This is a genomic window from Novosphingobium resinovorum (genome assembly GCF_036352595.1).
GTDB lineage: Bacteria > Pseudomonadota > Alphaproteobacteria > Sphingomonadales > Sphingomonadaceae > Novosphingobium > Novosphingobium resinovorum_B.
This window is the reverse complement of sequence record NZ_JAZFAX010000003.1, coordinates 79742-96025: the sequence shown is the minus strand read 5'-3', so window position 1 is coordinate 96025 and position 16284 is coordinate 79742. Positions and strand designations below refer to the sequence as shown.

13 protein-coding genes and 1 tRNA gene are annotated in these 16284 nt (G+C 67.0%); 8 read left to right on the top strand and 6 right to left on the bottom strand.

Annotation, left to right across the window (positions count from 1 at the left end; genetic code table 11):
• Positions 1 to 197 precede the first annotated feature (197 nt).
• From V2S85_RS04720 to V2S85_RS04710, 3 genes are all read left to right on the top strand, one after another.
• On the top strand, positions 198 to 653 hold the full coding sequence (locus tag V2S85_RS04720; protein ID WP_330701715.1) for a nuclear transport factor 2 family protein: 456 nt from the start codon (positions 198 to 200) through the stop codon (positions 651 to 653).
• A 175-nt stretch (positions 654 to 828) separates the two neighbouring features.
• Positions 829 to 3759: a pitrilysin family protein gene (locus V2S85_RS04715; RefSeq protein ID WP_330701714.1), complete on the top strand. Its 2931-nt coding sequence runs from the start codon at positions 829 to 831 to the stop codon at positions 3757 to 3759.
• A complete protein-coding gene (locus V2S85_RS04710; RefSeq protein WP_330701713.1) occupies positions 3756 to 4061 on the top strand; it encodes a hypothetical protein in 306 nt (101 codons plus the stop codon). Before V2S85_RS04715 ends, V2S85_RS04710 begins: the two co-directional genes overlap by 4 nt.
• A gap of 98 nt (positions 4062 to 4159) precedes the next feature.
• On the opposite strand, the gene V2S85_RS04705 is transcribed toward V2S85_RS04710, so the two are convergent.
• Positions 4160 to 4801, bottom strand: a complete 642-nt coding sequence (locus tag V2S85_RS04705) for a hypothetical protein (RefSeq protein ID WP_330701712.1) — start codon at positions 4799 to 4801, stop codon at positions 4160 to 4162.
• A 117-nt stretch (positions 4802 to 4918) separates the two neighbouring features.
• Between V2S85_RS04705 and V2S85_RS04700 the strand changes: the two genes are divergently transcribed.
• The 3 genes from V2S85_RS04700 (at position 4919) to nhaA (ending at position 10258) form a co-directional block, all read left to right on the top strand.
• The gene (locus tag V2S85_RS04700) at positions 4919 to 7204 is read left to right on the top strand and encodes an ATP-dependent helicase (RefSeq protein WP_330701711.1); all 2286 of its coding nucleotides are present in this window, start codon (positions 4919 to 4921) and stop codon (positions 7202 to 7204) included.
• Positions 7205 to 7452: 248 nt separating this feature from the next.
• A complete protein-coding gene (locus tag V2S85_RS04695) occupies positions 7453 to 8892 on the top strand; it encodes an aromatic ring-hydroxylating dioxygenase subunit alpha (RefSeq protein WP_330701710.1) in 1440 nt (479 codons plus the stop codon).
• Between the two features lie 184 nt (positions 8893 to 9076).
• Positions 9077 to 10258: a Na+/H+ antiporter NhaA gene (gene nhaA, locus V2S85_RS04690; protein ID WP_330701709.1), complete on the top strand. Its 1182-nt coding sequence runs from the start codon at positions 9077 to 9079 to the stop codon at positions 10256 to 10258.
• 37 nt (positions 10259 to 10295) lie between these two features.
• Here the strand turns inward: nhaA and V2S85_RS04685 are convergent.
• The 4 genes from V2S85_RS04685 to V2S85_RS04670 form a co-directional block, all read right to left on the bottom strand.
• A tRNA-Lys gene (locus tag V2S85_RS04685) sits at positions 10296 to 10371 on the bottom strand.
• A gap of 27 nt (positions 10372 to 10398) precedes the next feature.
• On the bottom strand, positions 10399 to 10914 hold the full coding sequence (folK, locus tag V2S85_RS04680; RefSeq protein ID WP_330701708.1) for a 2-amino-4-hydroxy-6-hydroxymethyldihydropteridine diphosphokinase: 516 nt from the start codon (positions 10912 to 10914) through the stop codon (positions 10399 to 10401).
• A 21-nt stretch (positions 10915 to 10935) separates the two neighbouring features.
• Positions 10936 to 11802, bottom strand: coding sequence for an N-carbamoylputrescine amidase (gene aguB, locus V2S85_RS04675; protein WP_330701707.1), 867 nt, complete (start codon positions 11800 to 11802; stop codon positions 10936 to 10938).
• Positions 11803 to 11862: 60 nt separating this feature from the next.
• Positions 11863 to 12753 carry a methyltransferase gene (locus V2S85_RS04670; RefSeq protein ID WP_330701706.1) on the bottom strand — a complete coding sequence of 297 codons (891 nt, stop codon included), beginning with the start codon at positions 12751 to 12753 and terminating at the stop codon, positions 11863 to 11865.
• A 121-nt stretch (positions 12754 to 12874) separates the two neighbouring features.
• Here V2S85_RS04670 and msrA point away from each other — a divergent pair, with 121 nt between their 5' ends.
• Both msrA and V2S85_RS04660 read left to right on the top strand, forming a co-directional pair.
• Positions 12875 to 13402, top strand: coding sequence for a peptide-methionine (S)-S-oxide reductase MsrA (msrA, locus tag V2S85_RS04665; RefSeq protein WP_330701705.1), 528 nt, complete (start codon positions 12875 to 12877; stop codon positions 13400 to 13402).
• Between the two features lie 221 nt (positions 13403 to 13623).
• Positions 13624 to 14697 (top strand): choice-of-anchor A family protein, encoded by a 1074-nt coding sequence (locus V2S85_RS04660; protein ID WP_330701704.1) that lies wholly within the window; start codon positions 13624 to 13626, stop codon positions 14695 to 14697.
• Positions 14698 to 14812: 115 nt separating this feature from the next.
• Here V2S85_RS04660 and V2S85_RS04655 read toward each other — a convergent pair whose 3' ends face one another.
• A complete protein-coding gene (locus V2S85_RS04655; RefSeq protein WP_330701703.1) occupies positions 14813 to 16213 on the bottom strand; it encodes a DEAD/DEAH box helicase in 1401 nt (466 codons plus the stop codon).
• Between the last annotated feature and the right edge of the window lie 71 nt (positions 16214 to 16284).

Here is a 16284-nt window from a genome sequence, read left to right as displayed (position 1 = left end):
GATCGTCATTGCGAGCGTAGCGAAGCAATCCAGGGCATTCTCAAACCGCTCTGGATTGCTTCGCTACGCTCGCAATGACGAATATGGGGCAGCGATATCCATGCGGCCTTCGCCGGGGCGGTAATGCATGGCTTCCGCTATCCCCGCCCGAAGCCCTGCCCTAGCCTTCGCGCGATAACCCCACGGGAAGAGGCTCAATGGCGAAATTCACACCCCAGCAGGCGGCAGACGTCCTCGCGATCAAGCAGGTGATCTACGAGTGGGGCGACGAACTCGACATCCACAACGGCCTGAAGATGCGCGAGACCGACTGCCTCGCCGAAGATGTGCGCTACAACGTCGGCGGCCAGTGGCGCGAGGGGCTGGCGGCGGTCGAGGCGTTCTACAAGGGCCGCGCCGAGACCATGAAGGCGGGCGCGGGCCTCATGACCATGCGGCATATCATCACCTCGCTGCGGGTCGGTTTCGAGGGCGACGACCATGCGAAAGTCGGCTACCTGCTGGTGTTCTTCGCGGCGCTGGGCGACGGGCCTTTCGACAAGTACTGCGACCCGCTCGCGGTCGCCGACGTGAAGATGGAATGCCGCCGCGATGCCGATGGCGAGTGGCGGATCTCGCTGTTCGATTCGGGGCAGATCTTCAAGCGGGGGTGATAGGCGGGCATGCCCACCCCGCTGCGACTAGGCCCTGCGGACCAAGTCTCGCTGCCCCTCCCGCAAGCGGGAGGGGGGAGCCGCTGATCTCACATTCCCCTCCCGCCTGCGGGAGGGGACAGAGGTGGGCAAAACGCCGCTGGCCACGCCGAAACAAGCTGCTAACCTCCCGCTCATGCGATCCGTATCCACGTCGAGCCTGAGCGCTCTCGCCGCCGCCCTTCTCCTCTCCGCCTGCGCTGCCGCCCCCTCCGGCACGCCTGTCGCCAGCACGCCGACGGCGCCGCCTGCACCGGAGGCCGCACCGCCTCGGCCCGCCGCCGCATCGCCGCAGGAACTGGTCGCCAAGGTCGACATCCCATACGACGAGTTCGTCCTCGCCAACGGCCTCACCACCATCGTCCACACCGACCGCAAGGCGCCGATCGTGGGCGTCACGCTCTACTACAAGGTCGGCTCCAAGAACGAGCCACGCGGCAAGACCGGCTTCGCGCACTTGTACGAGCACCTGTTCTTCGGCGGCTCATCCAACGTGCCCAACTTCGACATTCCGCTGGAAGCGGCCGGGTCCACCTCGACCAACGGCTCCACCTGGTACGATCGCACCAACTACATCGAGACGGTGCCGACCGGCGCGCTCGACCTTGCGCTGTTCATGGAGAGCGACCGCATGGGCGCGCTGCTCCCGGCCGTCACACAGGACAAGCTCAACAAGCAGCGCGGCGTCGTCCAGAACGAGAAGCGGCAGGGCGACAACCAGCCCTACGGCCTCGCCGAATATGCGGTGGCCGAGGGCCTGTTCCCGGTCGGCCACCCCTATCACCACTCGACGATCGGCTCGATGGCCGACCTAGACGCCGCCAGCCTGACCGACGTTCGCAAGTGGTTCACCGACCATTACGGCCCCAACAACGTCGTCCTCGTCCTCTCGGGCGACATCGACGCGGCAACCGCGAAGCCCAAGGTCGAGAAGTGGTTCGGCGCCATCCCGAAGGGGCCTGAAGTCGCCCCCGTCGCGGCCGGGCCGGTCACCCTGTCCGCGCCGATCTCGCGCGACCTGACCGATCAGGTGCCGACCCTGCGCCTCAGCCGCGACTGGAGCGGCCCCGGGCTCAACGATGCGGACGCACCCGCGCTGCGCATCGGCATGCACATCCTCGGCGGCCTCGCCAGCTCACGGCTGGACAACGAACTGGTGCGCGGGCAGCAGCTTGCCGTCTCCGTCACCGCCTCTGCCCAGACGTTCGAGCAGGCCAGCTTCCTCGACGCCTCGATGGACGTGAAGCCCGGCGTCCAGCGCGCCAACGCCGAAGCCGCGCTCGACAAGGTCATCGCGGATTTCGTCGCCAAGGGGCCGAGCGAGGACGAAGTGCGCCGCGCCGTCACCTCCATCCTGTCGAGCGAGATCGGCGGACTTGAACAGGTCGGCGGCTTCTCCGGCAAGGGCGCGACCCTGGCCGAAGGGCAGGTCTATTCGAACGATCCGGCCAAGTACAAGGCGGACCTGCAGGCCATCGCCGCGCTGACGCCCGACGCCGTGCGCACCGCGATGGCCAAGTGGCTCGGCCGCCCGGTCTATAAGATCGCGGTGGTGCCGGGCGCGCGCACCGAGGACGGCGCGAAGATGGGCGGCTGGGGTGACGAAGCCGCCAACCCGCCCGCAGCGGCAGGCAAGGCCGCCAAGGCCCCGAAGCTCGCCTCCGCGCCCAGGCGCACCGCGCCGCCGGTCGCGCCGGTCAGCGCCCTCGCCTTCCCGGCGATCGAGCGCACCACACTCTCGAACGGCATCCCTGTCACGCTGGCGCGGCGGACCACGGTGCCCAAGCTGGTCCTGTCGATCGACTTCGACGCCGGGTACGCGGCCGATGCGCTCGACACGCCGGGCACGCAGGGGCTGATGCTCGGGATGCTCGAGGAAGGCACCAAGACCCGCAACGCCACCCAGATCGCCGAGGAGCAGGAGCGCCTCGGCGCCTCGATCGGCACCGGTGCCAGCCTCGACACCAGCAGCCTCACGCTGAGTGCGCTCAGCGACAACCTCGCGCCCTCGCTGGCGCTGGCCTCCGACGTGCTGCTGCATCCGGCTTTCGCGCAGGCCGACTTCGACCGCGCGCGCGGACAGGCGCAGGCCGAACTGGCGCAGGCCCAGTCGACGCCGAGCGCGCTGGCCTCGCGTACGATGAGCGGCGAACTCTTCGGCACTCACCCTTATGCCCAGCCCGGCGACGGCCTCGGCAGCGATACCGCGCTCGCCGCCCTCACGCCCGAGGCGCTGCGCGCCGCCCATGCCAAGTGGCTGCGCCCCGACCTCGCGCGGATCACCGTGGTCGGCGACGTGACCATGGAGCAGCTCAAGCCGCTGCTGGAAAAGGCGTTCGGCAGCTGGAAGGCCCCGGCCGCACCCAAGCCGGTGAAATCGCTCGACACCGCGACGCCCGCACCCGCATCGCGCGTAGTGCTGATCGACCGGCCGAACTCGCCGCAGTCGGTGATCCTCGCCGGGCGGGTGCTGCCGCTGACCGGCCGCACGCCGAACGAGGAATCGCTGATGCTGGCGAACGACGTCGTCGGCAACGGCTTCCTCTCGCGCCTGAACCTCGACATTCGCGAGGAAAAGGGCTGGAGCTACGGCGTGCGCTCGGGCATCAGCCAGGCGACGGGGCCGGTGACGATGCAGGTCATGGCGCCCGTGCAGGCCGACCGCACGGGCGATTCGATCCGCGCCATCATCGCCGACATGAGCGCCCTGCCGACGAAGCAGCCGATTTCGGCCGAGGAGTACCAGCGCGTCACCGACGGCGCGATCCGCAGCCTGCCCAACGACTTCGAGACGAATGCGCAAGTGCTCGCCGCCATCGTCAAGAACGACCGGCTGGGACGGCCTGAGGATTACTATGTGAAGCTCGCGCAGACCTATCGCGGCATCGACGCGAAGCGGATCGGCGGCGCGGCGGCGCAGTATCTGCAGCCCACCGACCTGACCTGGGTGATCGTCGGCGACCGCAAGATCGTGGAACCGCAGCTCAAGGCCCTGGGTTTGCCCGTAGAGGTCCGCCCCGCACCCAGCGTCGCGGGCGAGAACGAGAGCGAAGGAGCTTCCGAATGACCGTTGCCGGCACGTACGACTGCGTCACCAATACCCCGCTGGGCCGCCAGAAGGGCGTCCTCACCATCGAGCCCGGAGCAGGCGACAGCTTCTCCGGGAACATCACCGGCGACCTTGGCAGCATGGACGTGACCGACGGCCGCATTGCCGGGCAGACCCTGACGTGGTCGATGAAGATGACCGTGCCGATGCCAATGGACCTCGACTGTTCCGCGACGGTCGAGGGCGATACGCTGACCGGCACGGTGAAAGCCGGGATGTTCGGCGCGATGGAACTGACGGGAACGCGGCGCTCGGGCTGATCCATCAGACCCAACTCTTCATCGCAAGCACAGCGAAGCAATGACGAGATGTGGGTGGAGTCCCTCCCCGAACTTGTCTCGGGGAGGGCGTTTTGCGCTTACTTCCCGCCGCGATTGCGGCAGTTGTCGGTCACCGTCTTGCTGCAGACCGGATAAGTCTTGTCCATCGCGGTCGCAGGCGGCGGGGTCAGTGCACCCTTGTACGGGCCGCCCTGATAGTTCTCGTCCGCAGGCATCGCCGGGCGCGCGGCCTGGTTCGCGGCTTGCGGATCGGGGACGCCCTCGGTCGGCACGCCCGGTCCCGGAGGGTTGGCCTGCCCCGGAGGCGTCGAAGGCGTCTCGCCCTTGAGCTGCTGCAGCACCGAATTCCAGGCCATCTGCCGCTGTTCGGGAGTCATCTTGTAGATCTGGCCGCGCTGGTCGGGCGTCAATGCCCAATAGCCCTTCTGCTGGTCCATGCTCAGCGTCCAGTAATAGACCTTGTAGTCGTTCGGCCAGCTTTCGTAGTCGGACTTCTGCGCCGGGGTCCAGCTGTCGTAAATGGCCTGCTGCTCCGGCGTAAGCGTTGGCGCGGCGGCGCTGGAGGCGGCCGGAGGCGGCATGGCCGGAGCCGGAGCAGATGGCGGCGCGGCGGGCATTTCGGAAGCGGCGGGGGCGGCAGGGTCGCTCTGGGCATGGATGGCGGCGGGGACCACCAACAGGCTGAGGGCAGCAGAGCCGGCGAGCAGAACTTTGCGCATTTCTCACTCTCCGTTTATGTCATCGTTGTGATTGAACGACGAAGCGCACCGGCAATTGTTCCTCCGCTGCGACGAACCGGGCTTGCACCGGGCCATGCCGTTCCCTAGTTGTTCACGGTGAACAACCTGCAAGCTCCCTCCTCTGATCCGCTGATCGACGGCCTCAACGATCCCCAGCGCGAGGCCGTGCTGACGACCGAAGGCCCCGTGCTGATGCTCGCGGGCGCGGGCACCGGCAAGACGGCGGCGCTCACCCGCCGCCTCGCCCATCTCGTACACAGCCGCCTTGCATGGCCGAGCGAGATCCTGTGCGTCACCTTCACCAACAAGGCCGCGCGCGAGATGCGCGAGCGGGTCGGCCACCTGATCGGCCCGGCGGTGGAGGGCATGCCCTGGCTCGGCACCTTCCACGCCGTCGCTGCCAAGATGCTGCGCCGCCATGCCGAACTGGTGGGCCTGCAGAGCAACTTCACGATCATCGACACCGACGACCAGCTGCGCCTGCTCAAGCAGCTGATCCAGGCCGAAGGGCTGGACGAAAAGCGCTGGCCCGCGCGCCAGCTGGCAGGCTGCATCGATCGCTGGAAGAACCGCGGCCTGAACCCGCAGGACCTCGACGCCGGAGAGAACGAAAGCTACGCCAACGGCAAGGGCCAGAAGTTCTACAAGCTCTATCAGGACCGGCTGAAGGCAGTGAACGCCTGCGATTTCGGCGACCTGCTGCTGCACATGCTCAACATCCTGCGCACCCACCGCGACGTGCTGGAGCAGTACCAGAGCCGCTTCAAGTACGTCATGGTGGACGAATATCAGGACACCAACCAGGTCCAGTACTTGTGGCTGCGCCTGATCGCGCAGGGCCGCCAGAACATCTGCGTGGTGGGCGACGACGACCAGTCGATCTACTCCTGGCGCGGCGCCGAAGTGGCCAACATCCTGCGCTTCGAGAAGGACTTTCCCGGCGCTAAGGTCATCAAGCTGGAGCAGAACTACCGCTCCACGCCGCAGATCCTTGCCGCCGCCTCCGGCCTGATCGACGAGAACACCCAGCGCCTCGGCAAGACCCTGTGGACCGAGCGGCACGCGGGCGACAAGGTGCAGGTCGTCGGCGTCTGGGACGGGCCGGAGGAGGCCCGCCGCGTCGGTGACGAGATCGAGCGGCTGGAGCGTCAGGGCGCCCCGCTCGACCAGATCGCCATCCTCGTGCGCGCGCAGTACCAGACGCGCGAATTCGAGGACCGATTCATCTCCATCGGCATGAAGTACCGCATCGTCGGCGGCTTCCGCTTCTACGAACGCGCGGAGATCCGCGACGCGCTGGCATACTTGCGCGTGATCGCCCAGCCCGCCGACGACCTCGCGTTCGAGCGCATCTACAACGCCCCCAAGCGCGGCCTCGGCGCCAAGGCACTGGAGGCGCTGCACCGGCTGGCACGAAATCGCGGCATCCCGCTGTCGAACGCCGCGATCGAGATCGCCGACACCGACGAACTTCCCGCCCGCGCGCGCAACACCTTCCTCGCTCTGATGCGCGACTTCGCGCGCTGGCGCGACCTGTCGGCCACCGAAGGCCCTGCCGACCTCTTGCGCACCGTGCTCGACGAATGCGGCTACACCGACGCGCTGCAGGCGGAGAAGACCGCCGAGGCCAACGGGCGACTGGAAAACCTCGTCGAACTCGCCCGCGCCATGGAGGAATACGACAGCCTCGGCGACTTCCTCGAACACGTCAGCCTCGTCATGGACAACGAGAACGCGGCCGAGGAGGAGAAGGTCACGATCATGACCATGCACGGGGCGAAGGGGTTGGAATTCGACAACGTGTTCCTGCCCGGCTGGGAGGAAGGCGTGTTCCCCTCGCAGCGCTCGCTCGACGAAGGCGGCCTTGCCAGTCTGGAGGAAGAACGCCGGCTCGCCTACGTCGCGATCACGCGGGCGAAGAAGAAGTGCACGATCCTGCATGCGGCCAACCGGCGCATCTACGGCCAGTGGACCAGCTCGATCCCCTCGCGCTTCATCGCCGAACTGCCCGAGGAGCACGTCGACTCCGAGACGACGCTGTCGGGCGGTGCCTCGCTGTGGCGGGCGCAGTGGTCGGAGCACGCCGATCCCTTTGCCGACGTGGCGCGGATGCAACCCTCGCGGATCGTCACGCGCGGCCCCGGCTGGCAGCGCGCTGCCGCCAAGGAATACGACGCTAGCCCCAAGCGCGTAGTCGAAAGCACCCGCTCCGCCGCCAGCTTCGCCGCCAAGCCCCGCACCGACATCGCCGTCGGCGCGCGCGTCTTCCACGAGAAGTTCGGCTACGGCGCAGTGGTGGCGCAGGAAGGCAACAAGCTGGAGATCGAGTTCGAGCAGGCCGGCAACAAGCGCGTACTCGACAGCTTCGTGAAGCCGGCGTGACACTTATTCCTCCCCGAGCTTGTCTCGGGGAGGTGGCAGTCGCGCAGCGACTGACGGAGGGGGAATTGCGCAAGGCTCGCCCCTCCACCACCGCCTGCGGCGGCGGTCCCCCTCCCCGAGACAAGCTCGGGGAGGAACTCCAATTACCGCGCCCGCGATTACCGGCAGCCGGGTGGTGATTGCCTCCCGCTCCTCACGCTATACACTGGTTCAATACGAACGAGAGTAACAGCGAGAGGTACAGGGCAGTGCTCAAATCAGCCAACGGCGGGCTGCGGCCCGTGCCGTTCCCGATCGACGATCCCGAACGCATCCCGGTCAAGCGCTACTACGATCCCGAATTCTACCAGGCCGAACTGGACCACTTGTGGCCCCACGTCTGGCAGATGGCCTGCCGCGAGGAGCAGATCCCCGAGGTCGGCGACTGGATCGAGTACGAGAACGTCGGCAAGTCGGTCATCGTCGTGCGCACGGCAAGCGGCGTGAAGGCCTTCCACAATGCCTGTCGCCATCGCGGCGTGCCGATCGCGGGCGGCTCGCCGCTGGGCTCCTCCCACGCCGTGGCATCGGGCAACTGCGCGAAGTCCGGCTTCGTCTGCCCGTTCCACGGCTGGCGCTGGAACATGGATGGCGAGAACACGCTGGTCTACGGCAAGCACCTGTTCTCCGAGCGGCAACTGGACGGGGACGACATCAACCTGCGGCCGTGCCGCGCCGAAGTGTTCGGCGGCAGCGTGTGGATCAACCATGACGACGATGCGCGCCCGGTGCGCGAATGCCTCGGCCCCGTCGCCCAGCGGCTGGAGGCACACAACCTCCACAAGCTGCGCGCCGAATGGTGCTACGGCACCGTGCTGCCGGCGAACTGGAAGATCGCGATGGAGGCCTTCATGGAAGGCTACCATGTCATGCAGACGCACCCGCAGCTCCAGCACGCGGTGCCGACGATGTACGATTCGATGTACGCGATGGCCGACAATCCCAGCCGCGCGCCGATGCTGGCCGACCCGGCGCTCACCATCGAGGAGAACATCGCCGCACAGATCACGAACATGGAGCTGCTCAGCGAAGGCATGGCGGGCATGCTCCACGAGAAGGAAGTGGCGATCGCCAAGGCCCTCCAGCACGCAACGCAGGGGCTGCCCGAAGACAAGGGGCAGGCGATGATGATGTGGCTGGGCATGGTCATGCACCAGGTCAGCGCCCAGTTGAAGGAGCGCGGCGAGCCGATCCCCGACCTGATCTCGGTGGCGCAGACCGACCCGATCAACGCGGTGGAATTCCTGTTCCCGCACTACTTCCTGCTGCCCTACTTCAGCTCGATGTCCGCCTACCGCATCCGCCCGCTGGGGCCGGAAAGCTGCTTCTTCGAATTGTGGTCGCTCACCTTCTTCCCCGAAGGCGAGGAGCCCGAGCCGGTGATGGAGCCGATCGTCCTGCCCTTCGACAGCCAGGACTTCCCGCCGATCCCGCGGCAGGACTATGCGAACATCCCGATCCAGCAGAAGGGCCTGCACGCCTCGGGCTTCGAGTTCATGCGCCTTTCGAGCAAGGTCGAGGGTCTCATCAGCAATTACCAGCGCATCATCGACGGCTACCTCGCCGGCGTTCCGGTGGAGAAGCTGGCGGCGGCGAACACCAAGCTGGGCGGCAACTTCGACGGGAAGATCGAAGACCTAGGCTTCTGAGAGGGCGTTCGGGAATGGGCATTGCCCATTCTGCGGCACCAGCCGGCTGCGCCTCGCAAATGACAGGTTGCCCGCGCGGCCAGGCAATGCCAAGGTTCCTGCCGGGTGCTCGTCGCTGCGGGCAGGTTTCTGGTATGCATCGGTCGGGCCGCCGGTGCTCCTGCCCCCTTTGGCGGAGCTTCCCATGGCCGTTGCCCCTGTCGCGTCCCCCAGTGCCCTTCGCCGTTTCCTGACCGGACAGTCTTCCGCAGGGCTGTTGCTCATGGCCATGGCGGCGCTGGCGCTGGTGCTTGCCAACTCCCCGCTGGCGGCAGCCTATGAGGCCGCCCTGCACGTTCCTCTCGGCCCGCTCTCGATCGCGCACTGGATCAACGATGCGCTGATGGCGGTGTTCTTCCTGCTGGTCGGGCTAGAGATCAAGCGCGAGATGCTCGACGGCCAGCTCTCGACGTGGTCGCGGCGGGTGCTGCCGGGCATCGCCGCGATTGGCGGGATGGCGGTCCCGGCCCTGCTGTTCTACGCCTTCAACACCGGCGAGACGGCCAGGGGCTGGGCGATCCCCGCCGCCACCGACATCGCCTTCGCGCTGGGCGTCATCTCGCTGCTGGGCAACCGGGTTCCGGCCTCGCTGCGGGTATTCCTGGCGGCACTGGCGATCATCGACGACCTCGGTGCGGTCCTCATCATCGCGGCGTTCTATACCGCGCAGATCTCGCTGCCCGACCTGTTCGGCGCGGGGCTGATCGTTGCCGTGCTGTTCGCCATGAACCGCCTGAAGGTCCGCCGCCTCGCGATCTATCTGCTGCTGGGCGCGATACTGTGGATTTTCGTGCTGCGTTCGGGCATCCACGCGACGCTCTCGGGCGTGGTGCTGGCGCTGACGATCCCGATGGACACCACGCCCGGCCGCCCGGACGGCGACGCCGCCAGCCCGGTGCACCGGCTCGAACAGGCGCTCCATCTGCCGGTGGGCTTCGTCATCGTCCCGCTCTTCGCCCTTGCCAATGCCGGCGTGCCGTTCCTCGCGATGCCCGCAAAGGCGCTGGCGGCACCGGTGACGCTGGGGGTCGCGGCGGGGCTTTGGCTCGGCAAGCCGCTCGGCGTCTTCGGGCTTTCGGCACTTGCGATCAGGCTGGGCCTCGCCGACGCGCCTGCGCATGCCAGCCGCCTGCAGCTGCTCGGCGTCGCGATGCTCTGCGGCATCGGCTTCACGATGAGCCTGTTCATCGCCCTGCTCGCCTTTCCCGGCGACCCCGTGCTCCAGGCCGAGGCGAAGATCGGCATTCTCGCAGGGTCGGCGCTGTCAGGGCTGATCGGGCTGGCGCTTTTGCGCATCGCGCACCGGGAAGCGCCCGATCACGCCTGATCCGCGCCGCGCCTGTCACCACGATGTCGGGAATTCATGGTGAGCCCTGCTGGGTTCGAACCAGCGACCTACTGATTAAAAGTCAGTTGCTCTACCGACTGAGCTAAGGGCCCCCGTGACGCGAAGCGTTCCGGTCGGGGTCACCTAGGGGCGACGCGCGGCTTGGTCAAGCGGGCACGCAAATGTCCCACAGTCAGGTTCGTCAACGGATCGCGCCACCGCGCCGCGATCCGAGCAGCGGGATCGAGCACGAAGCGCCGCTCGCGGAACGCCGGATGCGGGATCACCAGTTCGCCATGGTCCCCCGATCCATCCGAATGGAATGCGCCCTTGCTCCACAATACGATGTCGAGGTCGAGCACGCGCGCACCCCATGCACTACCCCGGCGGCGGCGGCCGAACTTGTGCTCGATGCGATGCAGCTTGCGCAGCACTTCGCCGGGCTCGCGCCGCGTGCGCACGATCGCCACCGCGTTGGCGTAGCGCCGGCGCGAAGGGCCGAGCGGTGCGCTTTCGATCACCGGCGACGCCGCCAGAACCTCGTACTTGCCGTGATCGAGCGCCTTGAGCGCCGCCGCCAGCACGCCGCGCGGCGAACCGTGGCGCGGGTGGCGCATGTTGGACCCCAGCGCGACCAGATAGCGATGCTTGCCCATGCGCGGCGCGCTCCTTTCGGTTCAGACGTCCTGCGCGATTCGCGTGTAAAGCTGCGGGCGCCGGTCACGGAAGAAGCCCATCCCGGCGCGGTGCGTGGCGGCGCGGGCGAGGTCGAGCGTGGCGACCAGTACGCCGGTCTCCTCGCGCCCGAATTCCTCGATGTAGTCGCCCCACTCGTCGGTGATGAAGGAATGGCCGTAGAACGTCTGCTCGCTGCCGCATTCGGCTTCGGCGCCGATACGGTTGGCGGCGATCACCGGCATGCAGTTGGATACCGCATGGCCGATCATCGCCCGGCGCCACATCCGGCTGGTGTCGAGCGTGGCATCGTAAGGCTCGGAGCCGATGGCGGTGGGATAGAACAGCAGTTCCGCGCCCATCAGCGCCATGACGCGGGCGCATTCGGGGTACCACTGGTCCCAGCACACGCCGACGCCGATGCGGGCCCCGAACACGTCCCAGACCTTGAAGCCGTCGTTGCCGGGGCGGAAGTAGTACTTCTCCTCGTAGCCCGGACCATCGGGGATATGGCTCTTGCGGTAAGTGCCCATGATCTCGCCATCGGCACCGATCATGGCCAGGGTGTTGTAGTAATGGTGCCCGTCGCGCTCGAAGAAGCTGGTCGGGATCGCCACCTTCAGCTTCGCCGCCAGCGCCTTCATGGCGATGACCGAGGGGTGCTCCAGCGTCGGGCGGGCAGTGGCGAAGATCGCCTCGTCCTCGACCTTGCAGAAATAGGGTCCGGAAAACAGCTCGGGCGGCAGCACCACTTGCGCGCCCTTCCCGGCGGCCTCCTCCACCAGCGCGGAGACGGCGGCGATGTTCTCGGCTTCGTCGGCAGAGCCGAGGGCGAGTTGCAGGGCGGCGACGGTTATCTGGCGGGTCATGCGGCCCCAGTTATGGACTGGGCCGCATGAAGTCCAGAGCGGCCGCCCGCCACTGTGCAATCAGTCACGCTTGCGAAACAGCAGGGTCATGCGATCGCTTTCGCCGATCGCGAGGTACTTCGCCTTGTCCTGCTCCTTGAGCGCGAGCGTGGGCGGCAGGGTCCAGACGCCGTCGGGCCAGTTGGCGGTATCCTTCGGATTCGCGCTGATCTCCGATTGGCCGACAAGGTCGAAGCCGTTCACTTCCATGAAGCGGATCACGTCCGCCTCGCGCAGGTAGCCCTTCGATCCGTCGGAGTAGGAATAAGGCGCGTCGGGCCGGGCCCGGTGCTGCTCGATCCCCACGAGCCCGCCCGGCTTGAGCAGGCCGCGCATCGCCTTGATCTCGCTGTCGGCGATGTTCCAGTTCAGCAGGTTGTGCATCATGCGCGGGATGACGATGACGTCGAATGTGCCCTTCTCCGCTTCCGGCACGACATCGAGGGTATAGGCGGCGAACTTGTCCGCCGGCAGGCCGGTGAACCTGGCGACGTCGGCGGGATACTGGGCCGCGGCCTTGCGGATGCCGTCCTGCCGCTCGGGCTTGAAGGCGCCGCTGGTGGGGTCGAAATAGAGCCCCACCAGATGTCCCTGCTGGCCGAGGTAGAGCCCCAGGAAGCGCGAATACCATTCGCCGCCCGGTGCATATTCGCCGACCTTCATCTGCGGGCCCACGCGGAAGAACGAGAGCGTCTCGACCGGGTGGCGTGCGGCATCGCGCGCGCGGTCGTCCTTGCGCAGCGGGCTGGCGGCGGCGAGTTCGAGCAGCGCCTCGCAGCCCTTGCACGCCTCGGCCCCGGTTTCCTTGCGCACGGTTTCCCTGCCCACGGCTTCCTTGCCGGCCGCCTGCGCGCAGAGCGGTGCGACGACCAGCCCGAGGAGAGACGACAGGGTCAGCAGGGCGCGGCGCATGGGGTTCTCTCCTCGTGGATTTGAAGCGTGTGCGAGACTAGCCGAGCGCCGGGCAATGACAAGCGGCCAACCGCTTCCTATCTAGCGCGCAAGGCTTTCAATTCGAGGACATGTGAAGACGATGGAAACGGCAATCGTGGCTGGCGGGTGCTTCTGGTGCACCGAGGCGGTCTTCCGCGACGTGGTGGGGGTGAGCGACGTGGAGAGCGGCTATATCGGCGGCTCGGTCGAGAATCCCACTTACAAGGCAGTGTGCTCGGGCACGACCGGGCATGCCGAGGCGATCCGGTTCGCCTACGATCCCGCCGTCATTTCCTATGCCGAAGTGCTCGACGTGTTCCTCGGCACGCACGATCCCTCGCAGCTCAACCGTCAGGGCAACGACGTCGGCACGCAGTATCGCTCGGCGATCTTCCCCCAGGACGATGCGCAAGCCGAGGAAGCTGCTGCCGCGATCGTGCGCTGGAACGACGAGCATCCCGGCGAGACCGCGGTGACCACCATCGAAGGCCCTGCGCCCTGGTATCCCGCCGAGGACTACCACCAGGAGTATTGGGAAGGCGAAGGACAGCGCAACCCCTATTGCCTGGCGCTGATCCCGCCCAAGCTGATGAAGCTGCGCAAGAGCTTCCAGAACAAGGTGAAGTAAGCGCGAATCGGCATGGCTTCGGAGCGCTGGCAGCGTCTCCGAAGCCGCCGATCAAGTGCCCATCGATACTGGCGGCCACACGAACCGTTCAAATATCGTAAATTCCCGCTAACCAGCCAATCCCTGTTCCACGGGGGGACAGCGCGAAACGGGTGCTTTCCAAATCGCCAAGTAAATATACGGATCCCGATCGTCACATCCGCCATTTCGGGACACACGCCATGGCACGCATCCGCACCGTTTCTCTTTCGCTGGCCGCCGTGGCTGCCGCCTTGTCCGCCAGCCCGCTGCTTGCCGATTCCAGCATGATCGCGGGGCTCGACGTCCTGCGCACCTGGAACCTGGTGGTGCTGGGCGACCTGACCTCTTCCTCCGAGGTCGAGGGCCGCACTTTCGTCGCCGGCGACCTCAACGGCAACTCCTCGAACTACCAGATCCAGTCCCTGCCCGCGTCCAGCACGGGCACGCCGGGGCTGACCGTGGTGGGCGACGTCAACGGCGGCGCCAAGAACCTCAACAACGGTTCGGGCGCGGTCGTCGGCGGCAGCGTCAACAGCGGCCTCAACCTGAACGGCGCGGCGCAGACGGTGCTGGTCGGCGGGTCGATCAGCAACACCAACGTAAACAACAACACGGTGACTTCGGGCCTCGCCTCCAGCGACCCGTCGTTCAGCCAGAACCTGACTCAGCAGGCGAGCCTCATCCAGACCTCGATGACCGGGCTCAGCCACGACATGAGCACCGAGACCGCCAACAGCCAGCTGACCATCAGCGGCAATCGCGGCACCTTCGACGCGCAGCCGGACGCGAACGGCGTCGCGGTGTTCACCATCTCGGCAGCGGACCTCGACAAGATCGGGGAGATCCAGTTCAACCTCAACGGCGCCGACACCGCCATCGTCAACGTCTCGGGCGGGTCGATCACACTGAACGACAACTTCCTCGGCGGCACCCAGAACCTGGGCGAGCACGTCATCTGGAACTTCTACGAAGCCACCGACCTCTCGCTGACGACGGCATGGGGCGGCTCGGTCCTGGCACCGACGGCGGCCGCGACGACCGGCAACTACATCCAGGGCTCGGCGGTGTTCGGCAGCCTCGTCCAGAACGGCGAGATGCATGTCGGCACGTATACCGGCACCAGCTACGATCCGGGTTCCACCCCTCCGACCACCCCGATCGAAGGCGGTTCGTCCTCGGGTGGTACGCAGGTTCCCGAACCGGGCATGCTCGGGCTGCTGGCGGCGGGCGTCGGAGGGCTGCTGTTCTGGCGACGGCGACGGGCGGCAGCCTGACGCCTCACGCCGTCACCGGCGATCGAAACGAAATACCCCAGGGCAACATCACGCCGTCCTGGGGTATTTCGTTCGTAACGACGAAAGCGGCAGCGGGCGCCTATCGCCCGCCCGCTCAGTTCAGCGCCGAGACGCCCAGGAAGTTCGGCACCGGACCGTTCCAGCTACCATCGTCGTGCGCCTCGGCAGGCTCGCGGCGACGGGTGCTGCGGCGCGGTTCTTCCGCTTTCGGCTCGCGGCGCGGAGCACGCTCCGCCCTAGGCTCGGCCCGAGACTCGGAGCGGGCCTCACGCTTCGGCTTCTCCTCGCGCACGGGCTTTTCTGCACGTACGGGCTTCGCTTCGCGAGCGGGCCTGGCGGCACGGACGGGCTTTGCCTCGACGGGCTCGCTCTCGACTTCACCGTCCAGCTGGAAGAGCGGGATCGGACCGCCGGTCAGCTTCTCGACGTTGCCGATCGCCTCGGCATCCTCGGGCGCCACGAACGTGAAGGCCCGGCCCGTCGCCCCGCCACGGCCGGTGCGGCCGATGCGGTGGACGTAATCGTCCGGATGCCAGGGCGTATCGAAGTTGAAGACGTGGCTCACACCCTTCACGTCGAGGCCGCGCGCGGCGACGTCCGAGGCGCACAGGATGCTGATATCGCCGGCCTTGAAGCGCTCCAGTTCGGCGTTGCGCGCGGACTGGTCCATGTCGCCGTGAATTTCGCCGGCGGAGAAACCGTGGCCCTTGAGGCTCTTGGCCAGTTCGCGCACCGTGGTCTTGCGGTTGGCGAAGACGATCGCGGAGGTGACGTTGTCCGAACGCAGGATCTGGCGCAGCGCCTCGCGCTTCTTGCGCGCGGGGACCAGAACCTTGTGCTGGGCGATGTTGAGGTTGGTAGAGGCCGGGCGGGCCACTTCGACGTACTTCGGGTTCGTCAGGAAGCGGTCGGCCAGCTTCTTGATGACCGGCGGCATCGTCGCCGAGAACAGCAGCGTCTGGCGGTTGGCCGGCAGCTTCGAGCAGATCGTCTCGATGTCCGGGATGAAGCCCATGTCGAGCATGCGGTCGGCCTCGTCGATGACGAGCAGCTCGCAGCCCGTCAGCATGATCTTGCCGCGCTCGAACAGGTCCATCAGGCGGCCCGGCGTGGCGATCAGCACGTCGACGCCGGCGGACAGCGCCTTGAGCTGGTCGCCCATCTGCACGCCGCCGATCAGCAGCGCCATCTTCAGGTCGTGGTTCTTGCCGTACTTCTCGAAGTTCTCGGCCACCTGCGCGGCAAGCTCGCGCGTGGGCTCGAGGATCAGCGAGCGCGGCATCAGCGCGCGGCGGCGACCATGGCCGAGGATGTCGATCATCGGCAGCACGAAGGCGGCGGTCTTACCCGTGCCCGTCTGGGCGATGCCGATCAGATCCTTCATCATCAGGACCGGGGGGATAGTCTGTGCCTGGATCGGAGTCGGCTCGGTATAGCCCGCAGCCTCCACCGCTTGCAGCAATTCGTCAGACAGGCCGAGATCGGCAAAGCTCATAGGCGTTTGGTTTTTCCGGAAAAAAGTTCACGTAGGGCAGCGGCATGAAGCCGGGGCGGGATAAAGCACCG

Coding starts and splice junctions, on each gene's coding strand:
- msrA (WP_330701705.1), top strand. CDS start 12,875: ATGGAAACGGCAATCGTGGCTGGCGGGTGCTTCTGGTGCACCGAGGCG.
- aguB (WP_330701707.1), bottom strand. CDS start 11,802: ATGACCCGCCAGATAACCGTCGCCGCCCTGCAACTCGCCCTCGGCTCT.
- nhaA (WP_330701709.1), top strand. CDS start 9,077: ATGGCCGTTGCCCCTGTCGCGTCCCCCAGTGCCCTTCGCCGTTTCCTG.
- V2S85_RS04710 (WP_330701713.1), top strand. CDS start 3,756: ATGACCGTTGCCGGCACGTACGACTGCGTCACCAATACCCCGCTGGGC.
- V2S85_RS04660 (WP_330701704.1), top strand. CDS start 13,624: ATGGCACGCATCCGCACCGTTTCTCTTTCGCTGGCCGCCGTGGCTGCC.
- V2S85_RS04715 (WP_330701714.1), top strand. CDS start 829: ATGCGATCCGTATCCACGTCGAGCCTGAGCGCTCTCGCCGCCGCCCTT.
- V2S85_RS04670 (WP_330701706.1), bottom strand. CDS start 12,753: ATGCGCCGCGCCCTGCTGACCCTGTCGTCTCTCCTCGGGCTGGTCGTC.
- V2S85_RS04720 (WP_330701715.1), top strand. CDS start 198: ATGGCGAAATTCACACCCCAGCAGGCGGCAGACGTCCTCGCGATCAAG.
- V2S85_RS04705 (WP_330701712.1), bottom strand. CDS start 4,801: ATGCGCAAAGTTCTGCTCGCCGGCTCTGCTGCCCTCAGCCTGTTGGTG.
- folK (WP_330701708.1), bottom strand. CDS start 10,914: ATGGGCAAGCATCGCTATCTGGTCGCGCTGGGGTCCAACATGCGCCAC.
- V2S85_RS04655 (WP_330701703.1), bottom strand. CDS start 16,213: ATGAGCTTTGCCGATCTCGGCCTGTCTGACGAATTGCTGCAAGCGGTG.